General features: G+C 49.8%; 17 protein-coding genes. All 17 read right to left on the bottom strand.

Annotation, left to right across the window (positions count from 1 at the left end):
- Nucleotides 1-6: 6 nt before the first annotated feature.
- Entirely contained in the window at nucleotides 7-972 is a 966-nt protein-coding gene (locus BN3772_RS10335; protein ID WP_042199239.1) for a dipeptidase, read from the bottom strand.
- Nucleotides 973-1115: 143 nt separating this feature from the next.
- The gene (locus BN3772_RS10330; protein WP_019910496.1) at nucleotides 1116-1376 is read right to left on the bottom strand and encodes a stage V sporulation protein S; all 261 of its coding nucleotides are present in this window, start codon (nucleotides 1374-1376) and stop codon (nucleotides 1116-1118) included.
- Between the two features lie 200 nt (nucleotides 1377-1576).
- Nucleotides 1577-2371 (bottom strand): TIGR00282 family metallophosphoesterase, encoded by a 795-nt coding sequence (locus tag BN3772_RS10325; RefSeq protein WP_042177459.1) that lies wholly within the window; start codon nucleotides 2369-2371, stop codon nucleotides 1577-1579.
- A 59-nt stretch (nucleotides 2372-2430) separates the two neighbouring features.
- Nucleotides 2431-3972 (bottom strand): ribonuclease Y, encoded by a 1542-nt coding sequence (gene rny, locus BN3772_RS10320; protein ID WP_042177460.1) that lies wholly within the window; start codon nucleotides 3970-3972, stop codon nucleotides 2431-2433.
- Nucleotides 3973-4283: 311 nt separating this feature from the next.
- On the bottom strand, nucleotides 4284-5018 hold the full coding sequence (locus BN3772_RS10315; protein WP_042199238.1) for a regulatory protein RecX: 735 nt from the start codon (nucleotides 5016-5018) through the stop codon (nucleotides 4284-4286).
- Nucleotides 5019-5205: 187 nt separating this feature from the next.
- Nucleotides 5206-6270: a recombinase RecA gene (gene recA / locus BN3772_RS10310; protein WP_042177462.1), complete on the bottom strand. Its 1065-nt coding sequence runs from the start codon at nucleotides 6268-6270 to the stop codon at nucleotides 5206-5208.
- A gap of 298 nt (nucleotides 6271-6568) precedes the next feature.
- Nucleotides 6569-7858, bottom strand: coding sequence for a competence/damage-inducible protein A (locus BN3772_RS10305; protein WP_042199236.1), 1290 nt, complete (start codon nucleotides 7856-7858; stop codon nucleotides 6569-6571).
- A 52-nt stretch (nucleotides 7859-7910) separates the two neighbouring features.
- Nucleotides 7911-8498: a CDP-diacylglycerol--glycerol-3-phosphate 3-phosphatidyltransferase gene (gene pgsA, locus BN3772_RS10300; protein ID WP_042177464.1), complete on the bottom strand. Its 588-nt coding sequence runs from the start codon at nucleotides 8496-8498 to the stop codon at nucleotides 7911-7913.
- Nucleotides 8499-8591: 93 nt separating this feature from the next.
- Complete coding sequence (locus BN3772_RS10295) at nucleotides 8592-9083, bottom strand: YajQ family cyclic di-GMP-binding protein (RefSeq protein WP_042177465.1); 492 nt, start codon at nucleotides 9081-9083, stop codon at nucleotides 8592-8594.
- 201 nt (nucleotides 9084-9284) lie between these two features.
- Nucleotides 9285-9446 carry a hypothetical protein gene (locus BN3772_RS30895; RefSeq protein ID WP_167336664.1) on the bottom strand — a complete coding sequence of 54 codons (162 nt, stop codon included), beginning with the start codon at nucleotides 9444-9446 and terminating at the stop codon, nucleotides 9285-9287.
- Nucleotides 9447-9526: 80 nt separating this feature from the next.
- Nucleotides 9527-10492: a helix-turn-helix domain-containing protein gene (locus BN3772_RS10290; protein WP_042199234.1), complete on the bottom strand. Its 966-nt coding sequence runs from the start codon at nucleotides 10490-10492 to the stop codon at nucleotides 9527-9529.
- Nucleotides 10493-10574: 82 nt separating this feature from the next.
- The gene (locus tag BN3772_RS10285; RefSeq protein WP_042177467.1) at nucleotides 10575-11342 is read right to left on the bottom strand and encodes a DUF3388 domain-containing protein; all 768 of its coding nucleotides are present in this window, start codon (nucleotides 11340-11342) and stop codon (nucleotides 10575-10577) included.
- Nucleotides 11343-11522: 180 nt separating this feature from the next.
- Nucleotides 11523-11783: a DUF3243 domain-containing protein gene (locus BN3772_RS10280; protein WP_042177468.1), complete on the bottom strand. Its 261-nt coding sequence runs from the start codon at nucleotides 11781-11783 to the stop codon at nucleotides 11523-11525.
- Nucleotides 11784-11936: 153 nt separating this feature from the next.
- Nucleotides 11937-12704 (bottom strand): elongation factor P 5-aminopentanone reductase, encoded by a 768-nt coding sequence (ymfI, locus tag BN3772_RS10275; RefSeq protein ID WP_042177469.1) that lies wholly within the window; start codon nucleotides 12702-12704, stop codon nucleotides 11937-11939.
- Entirely contained in the window at nucleotides 12704-13984 is a 1281-nt protein-coding gene (gene yfmH / locus BN3772_RS10270) for an EF-P 5-aminopentanol modification-associated protein YfmH (RefSeq protein WP_042199233.1), read from the bottom strand. The genes ymfI and yfmH overlap by 1 nt, the downstream gene beginning before the upstream one ends.
- A 3-nt stretch (nucleotides 13985-13987) precedes the next feature.
- Complete coding sequence (yfmF, locus tag BN3772_RS10265; RefSeq protein WP_209443636.1) at nucleotides 13988-15226, bottom strand: EF-P 5-aminopentanol modification-associated protein YfmF; 1239 nt, start codon at nucleotides 15224-15226, stop codon at nucleotides 13988-13990.
- 211 nt (nucleotides 15227-15437) lie between these two features.
- The gene (gene sleB / locus BN3772_RS10260) at nucleotides 15438-16298 is read right to left on the bottom strand and encodes a spore cortex-lytic enzyme (RefSeq protein WP_042199230.1); all 861 of its coding nucleotides are present in this window, start codon (nucleotides 16296-16298) and stop codon (nucleotides 15438-15440) included.
- Nucleotides 16299-16378: the final 80 nt, after the last annotated feature.

The following is a 16378-nucleotide window of genomic DNA, read 5'->3' as shown; positions in this document are numbered from 1 at the left end:
TATCATTCAAGGATTAGGCCGGGAAGGCAGATGAGAGCTCAAGAAGCTCATAGCATTGCCATACAGCCAGCCCCTCACCTGATTCTCAGGATAATGCTTCAGCAGCAGCTCAGCGAATGCCGTATATTTTCCCGGATGCTCCAGCCCCTCAACCCAGGCATCTATGCCGTCAAAATCCGAGCCGAACATCAGCTGCCGTGATCCGCCAAGCGCGCAGATATGATCAATATGCTTCAGTACATCCGCAGCTTTTACGCCACCTCCATCACGCACAAACCAAGGGACAAAGGTCAGCCCGATCCGTCCATCCATGGCAATCAGCGCTTTGATCTGCTCATCACTTAAATTCCGGGGATGGCTGCACACAGCTGCCGCATTTGAATGAGATGCAATATAGGGACGGGTACTCCGCTCTGCCAGTTCCCAAAAACCCGCCGGAGCAAGATGTGACACATCCAGCAGCATTCCGCTGGTATTGCACCATTCAATAAGCTGCCTGCCTTTCTCCGTAAATCCGCCGTTTCGTGACTCGAGCACCCCGTCTGCCGCCCAATTGGCAACATTCCAGGTAACCCCCAAAAAACGCACACCCAGCTCAAACAGCACCTCTGCATAAAATAAATTCCCCTCCAGAGCGTCTACACCCTCTAGCGACAGCATTCCTAAAGGTGGTTCAGCAGCAGCGGGTATGACCGCTTCTTCCTTCCAGCGCAGCCATCGCATCTCCCCGCTGCCGATAATACGCTTCCGGAATAGCTCCAGCTGTCCGAGCACCCTATCAAGTCCAGGTTTCCCTCTGGCTTCTGACAAATATATCGCAAATACCTGCAGCCCTACATTCCCCGCCGCCAGCCGCTCCGCCGTCACATCCATTCTGCTGTCCTTTTTGAAATCAATTTCCGGCTCCGCCTGCAGCTTGCTGAGAGCATCACAATGAAAATCCGCAACCTTAAGCATATTTGTTGTCTTCATCTGTTCCACCGCCTTATCTGCTTAGTGTATGTACTCCAGCTCCACTAACAGCTTATGCAGTCACTCCGCCGCTTTACAACGCACAGCAAAAAACCTGTTTACTGTAAGTAAACAGGCCCATCAAAAAAGGTTAATCCATAGAATTATCTGGGTTCAACAATAAGTTTAATCGCCGTCCGGTCCTCCCCGTCAATTACAATGTCTGTAAAAGCAGGAATGCAGATCAGATCTACACCGCTTGGAGCGACAAATCCCCGGGCGATGGCAACAGCTTTGACTGCCTGGTTCAGTGCTCCGGCTCCAATAGCTTGCAGCTCGGCCGATCCACGTTCTCGAAGAACACCTGCTAATGCGCCGGCAACGGAATTCGGATTGGATTTAGCTGATACTTTTAATACATCCATAGTAAGTACCTCCCCTGGGAAAATGATGGTGTTCTTCCACTACTGTAGATGTTATTCGCGGGAGAAGAAATAATTCCTTCTTTTTGCGGACTACGCTGGAGAAAATGGTACAAAAGATACTCTTTTTCGATATAAAAAAGATCACACTTTATCCGAAAACAGCGGATTTTCCCGAATACCTTGCTTTCTAATATCCGGGTCTAGCTCATAACCCATTCATCTTCACGCAAACGAATCTTCTCCAGACGTGTCGCTTTACCTGTAGCCTCGTCAATCTCCGCGAATAACCCGTTCAACTGCCATTTACCTTCGTCTACCACAAATCTCGACGGGAGCTGGGTAGTGAATTTATAAAGGACTGCATCCTTTTCCATACCCAGAATTCCTTCTCTTGAACCAACCATGCCTGCATCAGTCAGATATGCGGTTCCGCCGGGCAGAATTACATCGTCGTTGCTCTGCACATGCGTGTGGGTTCCGACTACTATAGATGCCATGCCGTCCATAAAATAACCCATGGCAATCTTCTCCGAAGTCGCTTCGGCATGGAAATCAACGAGAATGCACTTATGGCTGCGGCGCAGCTCCTCCACAATCTCTTCTCCGATCCGGAAGGGATCATCAATTGCCGGTAAAAAGGTACGTCCCTGCAGGTTCACAATAGCCAGCTCTTTGCCGTTTCCTTTAACAACGGTATACCCTCTGCCCGGGGTTCCCGGCGGAAAGTTGGCCGGACGGATCATCCGCGGCTCATCGTCAATAAATTCAAAAATGTCCTTATTGTCCCACGTATGATTACCCAATGTAATGCCATGTACACCCCAATTAAAAAATTCATTGGCAATTGCCGAGGTAATCCCTCTGCCTGCGGCGGCATTTTCACCGTTGACGATTATAATATGCGGCTGGTATTTGCTCTTGAGCGTCGGCAGCATTTCACGTAGTGCCTTTCTGCCGGTATTGCCTACAATATCACCTATAAATAAAACTTTAATATCGTTCTCCTCCTAATTTAAAAAGAAAAAAGGCCCCGCAGGGGGGCCAATTTCCTTGCTTATTTTGCGTATTCTACAGCCCGTGTCTCGCGGATAACGGTAACCTTGATATGACCCGGATAATCCAGCTCACTCTCGATCATCTTCGTAATGTCGCGTGCCAGGCGGAAGCTTTCCGCATCATCAATCTTCTCAGGCTGCACCATTACGCGAACCTCGCGGCCCGCTTGGATGGCATAAGACTTCTCAACGCCCTCGAAGCTTTCGGAGATCTCTTCCAGCTTCTCCAGACGTTTGATGTAAGTTTCCAGTGTCTCACGGCGTGCGCCCGGACGTGCTGCCGACAATGCGTCAGCTGCTCCGACCAGCATCGCAATAACCGAAGTGGCTTCGCAATCTCCATGGTGAGAAGCGATACTGTTGATAACCACCGGATGCTCCTTGTACTTTTTCGCAAGCTCAACGCCAATTTCAACGTGCGATCCTTCCACTTCATGATCCAGCGCTTTGCCGATATCATGGAGCAGCCCGGCACGTTTTGCCAGCACGATGTCTTCCCCAAGCTCACCGGCCATAAGTCCTGTCAAATAAGCAACCTCCATAGAGTGCTTAAGTACGTTCTGACCATAGCTCGTACGGAATTTCAGACGGCCCAGAATCTTGATCAGATCCGGGTGCAGACCGTGAACGCCAACCTCAAAGGTAGCTTGTTCACCGTACTCGCGAATCCGTTCATCCACTTCCTTACGGGATTTCTCAACCATTTCCTCAATCCGTGCCGGATGGATACGTCCATCAGCAACCAGCTTCTCAAGTGCCGTACGGGCCACTTCACGGCGGATCGGATCAAAGCCCGACAGAATAACAGCTTCCGGCGTATCATCGATAATGAGATCAATACCAGTAAGAGTTTCCAGTGCCCGGATATTACGGCCTTCACGGCCGATAATCCGGCCCTTCATCTCTTCATTCGGCAAGGTTACGACAGATACCGTAGTCTCTGCAACATGATCAGCTGCACAGCGCTGAATAGCCAATGTAATGATTTCGCGGGCCTTCTTGTCCGCTTCTTCTTTGGCCTGCTGTTCAATTTCCTTAATCATCTGCGCGGTTTCATGGCGAACTTCCTGCTCTACATTGCTGAGAATGATACTTCTGGCATCATCGATGCTCAGGTTGGAGATACGCTCAAGCTCAGTAACCTGTTTCTTGTAAATAACATCAATTTGCTGCTGTGTCTCGTCAATTCGTTTCTCTTTGTTAGCCACTTGTTCTTCTTTTCGTTCAAGCGATTCCATTTTTTTATCCAGTGATTCTTCCTTTTGCAGCAAACGTCTCTCTTGCCGTTGGATTTCATTCCGGCGTTCACGAGTTTCTTTCTCAGCTTCAGTACGGATTCTGTGGACTTCATCCTTAGCTTCGAGTACTGTTTCCTTCTTCAGCGCTTCAGCCTCTTTCTTCGCGTTCTCCACGATGACGAGGGCTTCCTTCTCGGCGCTTTGAATCTTAGCTTCTGCAAGGGATTTACGAATAAAATAACCGAATCCAAAGAATAATGCAGCTACAACGAGAACGATTATGACCCAGATTGCTGTTGGCATCTGTTCACCCCCTCGTTGGTTCCTCCAAGGAACAAGCCTTGGGAATTGTGTGCAGTTGTTAAACTATCCGTTCATCACCATACAAAAAACCGGTAATACACCGATTGCCATGCTGCACATGCACACTGCCCGCCTTATCCGGCGATTACATTTCATATGAGTTGTACGCGAACCGGTTCCTAAGATTCTGCTTTTTGGGAAGGAAAAAGGATTCTTAGTTTATGCCGATTCATGTTATATTTTATTATTTATAAAAAGACATTGTCAAGAGAGTCGATAATGGCATTAAAGTCAAGAGAATGTCAAACGGATCATTCATATTCGTAAAATTCATCATCTCCGCCCTCAGCGTCCTCTTCCTCACGCAGAGTATTCAGCACCTGGCGGACCATTTCACCCGAGAAACCGCGCCGCATCAGGAATGCCCCTGTCTTCCGGCGCTTATCATTAACATCCCCGCGGATCATATTCCACTTCTTGCGCCCGGTCTGCAGAGCGCTATCCATTTCTTCTTCGGGTGAAATATTCTCCAGCGCTTCGGAGATAAGCGATTTATCGATGCCCTTTTCCCGCAGCTCCTGGCGGATCCACAGCTTGCCCTTGCGCTGATTATTAATACGCTGCTCTGCCCATTGCTTAGCATAGAGCGGATCATCGATTAAGCGCTCCTGCTGCAGGCGCTCCAGCACCTCGGCAATAATAGTCTCTCCTATTTCCTTCTCCCTTAAACGGCGGGCCATCTCCAGGGCTGTCCGCGGCTTATGCCCCAGATACTTCAGTCCTTCTAAATAACCCCGCTGGCGCTCGTCGGCAACCACAATCTCCTCCAGGTCAGCCTTCATGAACGTATTGCCCGAGATCATGCGGTATTTAATCATGACATCCTCGTGAACAGTCATGTTATAAGCACCAAAATGTATAATATAGCGGTGATCCGCTTTCTTCTGCCGCTCGACCTTCGTAATCTCAAGCAGCTCCCCTTCCGGGAACCCGGCCAGCACCTGTACGTCCTGCTCTTCCGGTTCAGGATTAAGTTGAATAACCATGGTATTGACTTCACCTCGTGTTCTATCTGTATAGAAAAGAATTTGATAAATATAACCCCTCAAAGCGGGGTCTCTCATTGATACTGATTCAAGTGCTTCACGGAACCGAAAAAATAATCATTTCTTCACTACTAAAAAAGCGCCCTGCTGCAGTCATACACAGGGCGCTCTATATTAGCGTAAAGTCTTATTCAATTTCAAGCAGCAGATTATCTTCTTCTTCTTTCTCTGCAGCAGCCTCAGCTTCCGTTGGTGCAGCAACGATGGTTGTCAGGTTGCTCGCTTCACGGATCTTATTCTCGATTACCAGAGCAATTTCCGGATGCTCCTTAAGGAATTGCTTAGCATTCTCACGTCCTTGTCCAAGACGTTCGCCTTCGTAGGAATACCAGGCTCCGCTCTTGTTAACAATATCCATTTCCGTTCCGATATCGACAAGGCTTCCTTCCTTAGAGATGCCTTCACCATACATAATATCAACATCTGCCTGTTTGAACGGAGGAGCTACCTTGTTCTTCACGACTTTGATCTTGGTACGGTTACCGACAACATCATTACCCATCTTGATGCTCTCAACACGGCGTACGTCAAGACGTACGGAGGAGTAGAACTTCAATGCACGTCCGCCCGGAGTTGTTTCGGGATTTCCGAACATAACACCGATCTTCTCACGCAGCTGGTTGATGAAGATTGCGATAGTGTTGGATTTGTTGATTGCGCCGGAGAGCTTGCGCAGAGCCTGAGACATCAGACGAGCCTGCAGACCAACGTGGGAGTCCCCCATGTCGCCTTCAATCTCAGCCTTAGGCACCAGAGCTGCTACAGAGTCAACAACAATGATATCTACCGCACCGCTGCGTACGAGCGCTTCAGCAATTTCCAGCGCCTGTTCGCCTGTGTCCGGCTGGGACAGCAGAAGCTCATCAATATTGACGCCAAGCGCGTTGGCATATTTAGGGTCGAGCGCATGCTCTGCATCGATGAAGGCGGCTTGTCCGCCAACTCTCTGTACTTCTGCAATAGCGTGCAGGGCAACCGTTGTTTTACCGGAGGATTCCGGTCCATATACTTCAATGATACGTCCTTTTGGAAGTCCGCCTATACCCAGGGCAATATCAAGTGCCAAAGAACCGCTAGGAACAACTTCCACTTTCATGTGATTGGACTCACCCAACTTCATGATCGAACCTTTACCAAATTGTTTTTCTATTTGACGAAGCGCCATATCCAGCGCAGCACGACGATCTGACAATCAGACCACTTCCTTCACTTGTTTATAGTAATATAATAGCGTGTTTTAGAGGTCTTGCCAAGCTTTTTTTCGAACATACATTCGTTTTTTTTGACTACAGGCGCATTACTCCCTTTTATTGTAAGCCTCCTCCCCTGCTTATGTACTGTACATAGTCATTGACCATCCGGAGAAGCAGACTCACATTTAGGAGAGCCCCGGCAATAGAGCCGCGTTCACAAAAAAACAAAAAACCGCAGCAAAAGGTTCACTATGCCACGGTTCTTCCGTAATACCAATTATATAACGCCCTGACAGGCTATTGCAAGGCTGATCCTTCGAGGGGAGTGTCCACCTTACGTTCCTCAAGCCTGCGCCACAGCCGGTACAACAGCGCTTTTACAGAGCGCAGCCGGATATTCTCGCGGGTACCCTTGAGATTAAGCTCAAAGACCTCTGTTGGACGTCCGCGCTCTGCCAGACCGACAAATACCAGACCGACCGGCTTACGCTCGGAATATCCCGGACCGGCAACCCCGGTAACCGATAATCCGAAGTCGCTGTCGCCCAGCATTCTGACCTGATCAGCCAGCACTTCTGCAACCTCACGGCTGACAGCTCCTACAGCATCAGGCCCCTCCAGGTAGGAAGCAGGTACATTCAGCAGCTTCTTCTTTATTTCGTTGGAGTAGCAGACAATGCCGCCTTTGAACATCGATGCGCTGCCCGGAATGTTTGTAATACTCTCCATTAATAAACCGCCGGTGCAGCTTTCTGCAGCACTGAGTGTAAGTCCGGCATCTGCCATCCAGTCCACCAGCAGCTGTTCGAGCGGCATATCAATATTGGCATACATGTTTTCCGGAAGAATTGCCTTAATTTTTGCCTCCAGCACGTCAAGCTTCTCCATAGCTTCATGTTCAGAAGGTGCTTTGGTAGAGATCCGGACCGTTACCTCGCCTTCTTTGGCATAAGGCGCAATAGTAGGGTCTGTCTGGCTGCGGATCAGATCAATCAGCTTGTCCTCCAGCAGCGACTCCCCGATACCGGCAAACTTAAGCATCTTGGAGTAGATCGGCATTTCAGTCGTAAGCGCGTGCTGCAGGAGCCAAGGCTTGGCCTTACCGGTAAACATCGGCTTCATCTCACGCGGCGGTCCGGGAAGGACAATATAATATTTACTCTCATGGGCAAAAGCAAGACCTACGGCCAGCCCGGTTTCATTCGGAAGCGGTGTTGTTCCGTCAATAATGACAGCCTGCTTACGGTTGTTTTCGGTCATTACTATTTTGCGTTCATCAAAAAAGCGTTGTACATGGTCCATGGCCAGCTGGTCGATATGAAGAGTACGTCCCAGCGCTGCAGCCAGCGCATCTTTGGTAAGATCATCTTCAGTTGGCCCGATTCCTCCGGTGAACAGAATAATATCTGCCCGGCCCCGGGCAATTTCGATAGCCTCCTGAATCCGGCTCTTGTTGTCACCGACTACAGTCTGAAAATAGACATCTATCCCCATCGCGGCCAGCTCTACCGATAAAAACTGTCCGTTACTGTTAACGATCTGTCCGAGCAAAAGCTCTGTGCCGACAGCAATTATTTCTGCTTTCATAGCTGGCTCTCTCCTCCTGAGGCTAATGTGGATGAGTAATTACGGATTACGGCTAAGCGTTATGCAGCTCCAGCAGGTCTTTATTTTTGACAAAATAATCGACCCCGGAATAAATCGTAATCAGTGCTGCCGCCCAAATTGCAATATCATCCAGCGGAATGCTGACGAACTGGAACGGGAAGTTGTTAAGCAGCAGCAGAGAGATGGCAACGATCTGCGTTACTGTCTTTATCTTGCCCCATCTGCTGGCAGCCACTACTTTTCCTTCAAGCAGCGCAACCTGGCGCAGTCCGGTCACCGCAAACTCGCGGCTGATAATAACAATGGCAATCCACGAATCACATCTTCCAAGTTCGACCAGAGAGATCAAAACAGCCGATACCAGCAGCTTGTCAGCAAGCGGATCAAGCAGCTTTCCGAGATTGGTGACCATGTTATACTTCCGGGCAATGTAGCCGTCAATACCGTCTGTGCTAGCGGCGAGCAGGAAGATTACAGCTGCGATCAGATGATTAACCGAGAGCTGGAAAGAGCCCCAATGTATCGGCTCCGGATAGAACTTAAAGTCTACCAGCAGAAAGAACATCATAATCGGGATAAGACAAATACGTGCAAGTGTAATACGGTTGGGCAAATTCACTGAGGTTCCTCCCCTGATCCATCCTGATTCCAAAAAATATGTAGTTAAAACACCCCGCCGAGGCAGTACACAGACACTGCGGGGTGCATCAGCTTACTTTAAATTGTTAAACTGCAGATCCAGCGGCAAATCAGCTTTGCGCAGGATTTGGATGATCTGCTGCAGATCATCGCGGCTCTTACCGGTTACACGGATGGTGTCGCCCTGAATCTGGCTCTTTACCTTCAGCTTGGAATCCCGGATGAGGATATTGATTTTTTTGGCGTTCTCCTGGTCAATGCCCTGCTTGAGGCCGAGACGCTGCCGGACCGTACCAAGTGCAGCCGGCTCAATTTTGCCGAAATCCAGATTTTTGAGGGTAATTCCGCGCTTGACCATCTTGGACTGTAGAATATCAATGACAGCATTCAGCTTATATTCGTCCTCGGAGGCAATAATAAGGGCATCCTTTTCCAGCTTGAGACTGCTCTTGCTGTTTTTAAAATCAAAGCGGTTATCAATTTCCTTCTCTGTCTGGTTAACCGCATTGGTTAATTCCTGCATATCCATCTTGGATACAATGTCAAATGAACTTTCCGAACTCATTCTGCCACGTCCTTTGCTTACAATTATTCTTTACTATTATATGAGAAAGGGCACTTGAAGTCTAATTATGGAAAGAAGCTGCCGGGCATCAAGAAGAAACGGTGCGCCGCCCGGTAAAGGACGGCACCCGTTTCTGCAAGAAATAAAAGATTATTGCCGTCCCCCGGAATTTCAAGGTCCCGGGAGACGTCTGTCTTGGCTTTATCTGCTGCGTGCGGGAGCCCGGAACATATCCAGAATCCCCAGCACAATATGCGCCAGTCCAAAACCCAGAATTCCATAGCCCCAGGCGCCCGGTGTCAAATAATACCCGAGGAGGCTGACAATAATACCGAGCCCGGTGACAATCCAGCTGACAGTCATGAGATACACCTCACTTTGGCGTAAGAACTGTAAATCATTCTTAGGTTATCCAAAATGCCAAAGTCTATGCAGCTCTTTCCCTACTCGCCGGAATTACTCTCCGTCCCTTCAGCTCCATCCGTCCCTGCGGTGCCGCCTGAAGCACTGTTATCCAGCTCAAGCAGCAGGCGTGAGGACGTTTTGCCGTCTGTAATCTCCTGGCCGTTCACCGTAATCGTAGTTGCCGGAGAATAACCTGATTTGATGTACATGCCCCCGGCACCCAGCGTAAAGCTTAGCGAATCACCCGCTGAAGTATTGCCGAAGCTAAGCTTCTCCCCTTGAGAATTCTCGCCGTTGTACACCTCAAGCCAGCTCGTGCCTGTAGCTGCAATCTTAACCTCAACGGCAGCACCGGAAGGAGCAGATACTTTGTAGATCGTCGTTTTGCCCGATTTGCGGTCCTGAGTCACCGTTATAGGCGCGTTGGTCGGTGAAGGTGCCGGCGTTGCTGTAGGCGCTACTGTAGGCGAAGCTGAAGCTGTGGCGGTGCTGTCACCGCCTGCCGGAGGATTGCTGACAAGCCCGCCGCCAACCGCCGTCGGCGAAGGCTGAATCTTCGAAGGGTCCTGCTGCTCGTTCGTCACATTCGATGAATCGACCGTTTTGGGATCAGAATCGTTCATGTTCGATGAGGCATACCAGTAAATGACTGCGATGATAAGTACCGGAAAGGTCCACATCAGCACTGTCGGCAGCCACTTTGCATTCCGCTCGGTTTCCGTCCTGCGGCTGCGCTTCTGGATCACCGTTTCCATCGTAGTATCGACAGGAGCTGCCGGAACATTGCCGTGTTCTTCCATCAGCTCGTCCGGATTTACCCCGACTGCCTCCGCATAGGTTTTAATAAAGGCCCGGACATAAAAACTTCCGGGGAGCACTTTGTAATCCCCCGCCTCGATGGCTTCCAAATATTTTTTGCGAATCTTCGTTACTTCCTGGACATCGTCAAGACTCATCCCTTTTTGCAGACGCGCCTCTTTCAAATGCCGGCCCAGTTCCGACATACCATCACCTCCTAAAAGTTTTGTAAGCGATACTTCCATGATTTAGCTTCGTACAAAACTTGCTACGGAAGCATAAACTTATTTACAGATCATCACTGTAGCTCGTTGTGAACGTTTCGTACAATATCTCTTCTGCAGGGTTGTTGCGCAGCTCGATAATGATATCAAAATCATCAAAGCTGTACTCGGATTCCCGCACAAAAATATCCGGATGCTCAATCACCTTGGTGCTTGGCATGCTCATGACCTGCTGAAGAAGATTATAGTGCTTCTCGTTGGAACGGATTGTGCTTACAATGCCGTCAATAATAAAGACATTGTTCGGATTCATCTCATCTTCAGCCAGCTGGCTGCGTACCGTCTGCCGCAGCAGCGTGGAAGATACAAAGGTCCAGCGCTTCTGAGCACAGACGCTCCCTGCAATAATTGACTCGGTTTTTCCTACACGCGGCATACCTCTAAGTCCTATAACCTGATTGCCTTCCCGCTTAAACAGCTCGCCTAGAAAGTCAACGAGCAGCCCCAGCTCATCCCTGGTGAAGCGGAAGGTCTTACGGTCATCTGAATCCCGGTCTATATATCGTCCATGACGGACGGCGAGCTTATCCACAAGACGCGGTGAGCGCAGCGCCGTAACCGTAATATTATCCACCTTTTTGAGCATTTCGCCCATCAGCATAATTTTTTCATCATCGCTGGTTTCCAGCAGCATGCCGCGGGTTTTACCTTCCACGCCGTTAATCGTAAGGATATTCACTTCAAGCATACCGAGCATTGAAGCAATATCGCCGAGCAGACCGGGTCTGTTCTTATGTATCTTGTACTCCATGTACCACTGTTTATATTCCACTGATTTCGCACCTCATAGATTCCTTTTCCCTGCAGAACTGCCATAACCTCAAAAAAACCGGCTTCGGCAAAGCTTCTGAAACACGGGTCATGTTAATGATATATAAAATAAAAATGAAAGGCAAGGACACTGTTGTAATAATTGCAGAAAAGCTCCCGCGAGGGGAGCTTTTCCGCATGCCTATGCGTTTTTCTTCGCCAGCTTGACCATGAGTGAAGCAATGGTGTGCTTCTCATCGTCCGTACCGACATCCCACAGCTCTTTGATCGCCCGGTTGGAATAGTTGCCCGGATCGACTTTTTTATCGAGGAATTCCCCGATTTCAAAAGCCAGCTTGGTGATGGTTTCTTCACTCATCCCCATTTTTTCAGCCTGGATGACCCGTTCACCTAAAAAGCTCTTCCAAGTATCAAAGTTCTTCACTACGGATTCTGTTGACATCTTAAATCCTCCTTCATGTTTACGGTCCGCTGGCCTTTTGGGACCAGCAGCCGCCTTACGTGATGATTTAAAAGCAACAGTACTAATATGTCACGTACACCAGCCTTTTATGCTGGAGCTTTTCTCCAAGCCGCTCAAAGTACACAGGCAACACTAAGTAATCCATCCCCCGTTCGGACTGATTACCTGTCCGGTAATATATCCTGATTCAGGCAGGGCCAGAAAATAAACAAGCGAGGCCACCTCATCCGGTGAAGCAAGCCGGCCTGCGGGTATTTCTTCCTCCAGCATCCGCAGCTCTTCCTCCTGCAGATTATTCAGCATAGCGGTGCTGACAGCTCCGGGTGCGACAGCATTAACTGTCACTCCTGAAGGGGCCAGCTCCTTGGCCAGTGCTTTTGTGAAGGCATTCACACCGCCCTTGCTGGCGGAATAAGCGACCTCACAGGAAGCGCCGGAAATTCCCCAGACTGACGATACATTTATGATACGCCCGTAGCGCTGGGACACCATATAAGGCATGAATATCTGGCTGCACAAAAAAGTGCCCTTGAGGTTGACCGCCATCACTTCGTCCCACTCTTCCTCCGTGACATCGGCCAGCATGCCGTAATGCGCTTTCCCGGCATTATTGACCAGAATGTCCGGAAGCATACCGCTGCTCTCCAGGCGTTCAGCCATACGCAGCAGCTGGCCGCGGTCCTTCATGTCCGCGGCCACTGTCAGCACTTTGGCCCCCAGCGCCAGACAGCGCCGGGCTACATCATTGGCCGCTTCATGCGAATTCATATAATGGATGACAATGTTCATGCCGACGGAAGCAAAACGTTCAGCGATTGCACCGCCGATTCCCCCGCTGCCCCCCGTAATAAGCACGGTCATCTCCTTAATCGGTTTACTGCTCTCTCCCGTTAACGCCATTAAGGACTCACCACAAGCGATACACTTAGCTGCTCCCAGTCTACATGGGCGCGCAGACGGGCATTGACCTCATCCAGTGTAATCGACTCATAAACCGGCAGCACCTCGAACAGATCACCGCCGCGGAACTGGTAGCGGGTGAATTCATGGGCTATACTCTCCGGTGAATTCAGCATGCGCAGATAGCCGCCGATTTTCTTTTTGCGGGCACGTTCAAAATCCTTCTCCGCAAAGCCGGAAGCTAGAACAGCATTGATTTCTTCCTTAATCCGTTTCAGCAGCAGATCCGGGTCTTTGGTATCTCCGCCAATCGCCGAGAATGCATATTGGGGGGAGCTGTTAAATTCATGGCCGAAGCTGTCAGAGATCAGCTCTTCGTCATAGAGCTTCTGATACAGTGCCGTGCTGCTTCCGAGCAGCAGGTCAAGCATAAGCTTCGTGGTCAGGTCACGGCGTACCGCGGCCGCTCCGCTCAGGCCATCCTGCTTTTCTTTGAATCCGAACAGGCATTTCGGCATGGAAACAGCAAGCCGGCTCTCCTTGTGCTTCTGGGAAACCTGAACAGGCTCTTCTGCAAAGATACGTGTAATTTCACCCTGTTTATCGTAGGACTTGGCAGCCTGATTGCTGCGGACCAGCTCAAATACTTTTTCCGGCTCTACGCCGCCGACAACAAACAGCAGCATATTGCTCGGATGATAGAAGGAGTTGTAGCAGGTATACAGCGTTTCTTTGGTGATGGTGGCAATGGATTCAATCGTACCGGCAATATCAATGTGCACCGGATGCTTGGAGTACATTGCCTCAATTAATCCGAAATAGACGCGCCAGTCCGGATTGTCGGCATACATATTAATCTCCTGGCCGATGATTCCCTTTTCTTTCTCCACATTTTCATCAGTGAAATAAGGGCGCTGCACGAAATCCACCAGTGTACTGAGGTTCGTCTCAATATTCTCTGTAGCAGAGAAAAGATAAACGGTCTGGTCAAAGCTGGTAAACGCATTGGCCGATGCCCCGTTGGAGGCAAACGTAGCAAAGATATCGCCTTCCGGCTCCTCAAACATTTTGTGCTCAAGAAAATGGGCAATCCCGTCCGGTACTGTAGTCTCATCACCGCCGGCTACTTTAAAGTGATTGTCTACAGACCCGTATTTGGTGGCAAAAGTGGCATAGGTTTTCTTAAAAGCGGGCTTTGGCAGTACATAAACCTTCAGCCCGTTGTCCATAACCTCATAATATAGTGTCTCCTGCAGCTTATCGTAATGGATTTGTTCCATCTGCTATTCCCCCTTCCCTGTCAGGAAATAAATCGTATCCAGTTGGAAGGTGCCGGCGGCCGCCTTAACATCTTCCGCGCCTGTGCTGTCCACTTGAGCCAGCAGCTCCTGGGCAGAGCGGTCTTTTCCGGACAATTGACGGTTGAAATCGAATGAAATCAGTTCAAAGGCAGAATCCTGGATCTCAGACAAAAGATTGCGGATCATCGCCTTGGTCTGATTCAGCTCCAGATCACTGATATTGCCGGCCTTCAGCTCCTCGAGCTGTTTGCGGATAATATCGACAGCCTTATCGTAATTCTGTGTTTCGATCCCTGACTGTATCGTTCCGATTCCCTTATGGCCGTCATAGCGGGATGACGCATAGTAAGCAAGGCTTTCCTTCTCACGTACGTTAACAAACAGCTTGGAATGCGGGTACCCGCCCAAAATACCGTTGTACATCAGTGCTGAGGCATATTTGTCGTCTGAATAAGTGATTGAGGTGCGTAAGCCCATATTAAGCTTACCCTGATTGACATCCAGCTTCTCCTCCACCGTGCGGACCTCTGATACGGTTACAGGCTTAAAGTTGGAGGCATAGGCTTCCACCTGCTTGTGGCTGCGGCCGAAATGACGGAGGACCAGCTTCTCAACTTCCTCCGGCGTAGTGTCGCCTACCACATACAGATCCAGTATGGCTCCATCCAGCCAGGCTGAATAGGATTCATATAAACTGGCCGGAGTGATTCCGTCCAGATCGGATCTTTGCCCAAGCGGATGCAGGCGGTAAGGCTCCTGGCGGCACATTTCCTCAATACAGCGCTCCGCGGCATAACGCATTTTATCGTTCACGATTGCTTCCAGCTTCTTGCGTACAGTCTCACGTTCGGTCGCTACGTACGAAGCACGGAAACTTCCATCCTCCAGTAAAGGACGGGTCAATACCTCACCGAGAAAAGCAAATGATTCGCCAAGCAGACTTTCCTTGCTCTGGACAAAAGAATCGTTAATCGTATCCATCCGAAACTGGACAATCTGATAGTCGCCTCGCTTGTAGATGTCGAAGCCGAACCCGGCTCCATAAAGCTCCTCCAGCCGTTCGCGGAACTGTGTAGTTTCCGGGTAGGTGGCTGTGCCTCTGCGGAGGACAAAAGGAGCAAGTGCAGTTGAAGTCACCGTGCTCTCATCCAAAGGTACTCCGGCATAGAGGGAAATGGCGAACGTTTTGAACGCCTTGGTCGGCAGCACATGGATGCGCATGCCTGCGGCGTTGCCATGTTGAAATCCATTGTTTGTCAAGTCCAAAACTCCTTTACGGCGTGGATAGATGCCCTACAATTTAAGTTTATGAAGTATTATCCATTCTAAACCATTCCAAAGTAAGGAAGCAACCGGCAGAAGATTTACCGGTTGCTCTGGGTCAGTGTATAGAGGCGGATTGATGTTCCGCCGGCAGCGGTTGGGTGGTTTTTTACATACAGAAAATATGCTCTCCGATTGTAATCACCTGCGGCCGTGTCCAGATCCACTTGGAGGTCGCTGTCTTCGGATTAAAATAATACAAGCAGCCGCCGGAAGGATCCCAGCCGTTCAGAGCCTGCTGTACAGCCTTGCGGGCCTGTTCATTGGGCTCAAGGTAAATCTGTCCGTCAGCTACGGCCGTGAAAGCACCGGGCTGGAAAATGACGCCTGACGGGGTGTTGGGAAAGCTCGGGGATTTGACCCGGTTCAATATTACCGCTGCTACCGCAACCTGGCCCTCAAACGGTTCGCCGCGCGATTCACCGTATACAGCATTGGCCATGATCTTCAGATCATTTTCAGAGAGGCCCATTGTATTGCCTGAGGACAGCTCGGCACCGCTGTTCTTTTTTGCGGCATTGCCGGCTTTGGCGGCTGTGTCAGTGTTGCCGGAGTTCTTTTTTGCTGTAGTAGTTGAAGGCTCCGTCGGTTTCCATGCCTTTGTTGCGTTGTACAGCTTCAGCTTTGTTTTTGCACCGACGACGCCGTCAGCCTTCATCCCGAATTTCCACTGGAACCAGGTCACTGCATTTTTGGTTTTTGTGCCGAACTGGCTGTCTATCTTGCCGCTGTAGTACCCGAGATGCTTCAGTCTGCCTTGGAGCTCGTATACGTCTTGCCCTGATGAGCCCACCTTGAGCGGGGTAGTCCCGAAAGCAGGCAGTACCTCTTCAGTGTTGATTGGACTGGCAGCTTCCGTCTGCTGTGGATCAGCATAGGCCTCATGATCCTTAAAGAATAACCCTGCAAACGGTGCAGCAGCCAGCGCCAGCGTCATTAAGGCTAATATCCATTGCTTCTGTTTTTTCATTAGAGTCGCTCTACCTTTCTCTTGTAGGTTCAACATGGATGGCTAAAGTTATTATGACGACTGGCAGGACATCCTATGCA

This window comes from Paenibacillus camerounensis (assembly GCF_000723885.1).
Taxonomy (GTDB): Bacteria; Bacillota; Bacilli; order Paenibacillales; family Paenibacillaceae; genus Paenibacillus_AQ; species Paenibacillus_AQ camerounensis.
Note: the sequence above shows the minus strand (reverse complement) of the source record. Positions and strands in the feature narration are given on the sequence as shown.

Bases quoted from the DNA above. Each gene is read 5' to 3' on its own strand.
- BN3772_RS10335 (WP_042199239.1), bottom strand. From the start codon at position 972: ATGAAGACAACAAATATGCTTAAGGTTGCGGATTTTCATTGTGATGCT.
- BN3772_RS10330 (WP_019910496.1), bottom strand. From the start codon at position 1,376: ATGGATGTATTAAAAGTATCAGCTAAATCCAATCCGAATTCCGTTGCC.
- rny (WP_042177460.1), bottom strand. From the start codon at position 3,972: ATGCCAACAGCAATCTGGGTCATAATCGTTCTCGTTGTAGCTGCATTA.
- BN3772_RS10315 (WP_042199238.1), bottom strand. From the start codon at position 5,018: ATGGTTATTCAACTTAATCCTGAACCGGAAGAGCAGGACGTACAGGTG.
- BN3772_RS10305 (WP_042199236.1), bottom strand. From the start codon at position 7,858: ATGAAAGCAGAAATAATTGCTGTCGGCACAGAGCTTTTGCTCGGACAG.
- BN3772_RS10295 (WP_042177465.1), bottom strand. From the start codon at position 9,083: ATGAGTTCGGAAAGTTCATTTGACATTGTATCCAAGATGGATATGCAG.
- BN3772_RS30895 (WP_167336664.1), bottom strand. From the start codon at position 9,446: ATGACTGTCAGCTGGATTGTCACCGGGCTCGGTATTATTGTCAGCCTC.
- BN3772_RS10290 (WP_042199234.1), bottom strand. From the start codon at position 10,492: ATGTCGGAACTGGGCCGGCATTTGAAAGAGGCGCGTCTGCAAAAAGGG.
- BN3772_RS10280 (WP_042177468.1), bottom strand. From the start codon at position 11,783: ATGTCAACAGAATCCGTAGTGAAGAACTTTGATACTTGGAAGAGCTTT.
- ymfI (WP_042177469.1), bottom strand. From the start codon at position 12,704: ATGGCGTTAACGGGAGAGAGCAGTAAACCGATTAAGGAGATGACCGTG.
- yfmH (WP_042199233.1), bottom strand. From the start codon at position 13,984: ATGGAACAAATCCATTACGATAAGCTGCAGGAGACACTATATTATGAG.
- yfmF (WP_209443636.1), bottom strand. From the start codon at position 15,226: ATGCGCATCCATGTGCTGCCGACCAAGGCGTTCAAAACGTTCGCCATT.
- sleB (WP_042199230.1), bottom strand. From the start codon at position 16,298: ATGAAAAAACAGAAGCAATGGATATTAGCCTTAATGACGCTGGCGCTG.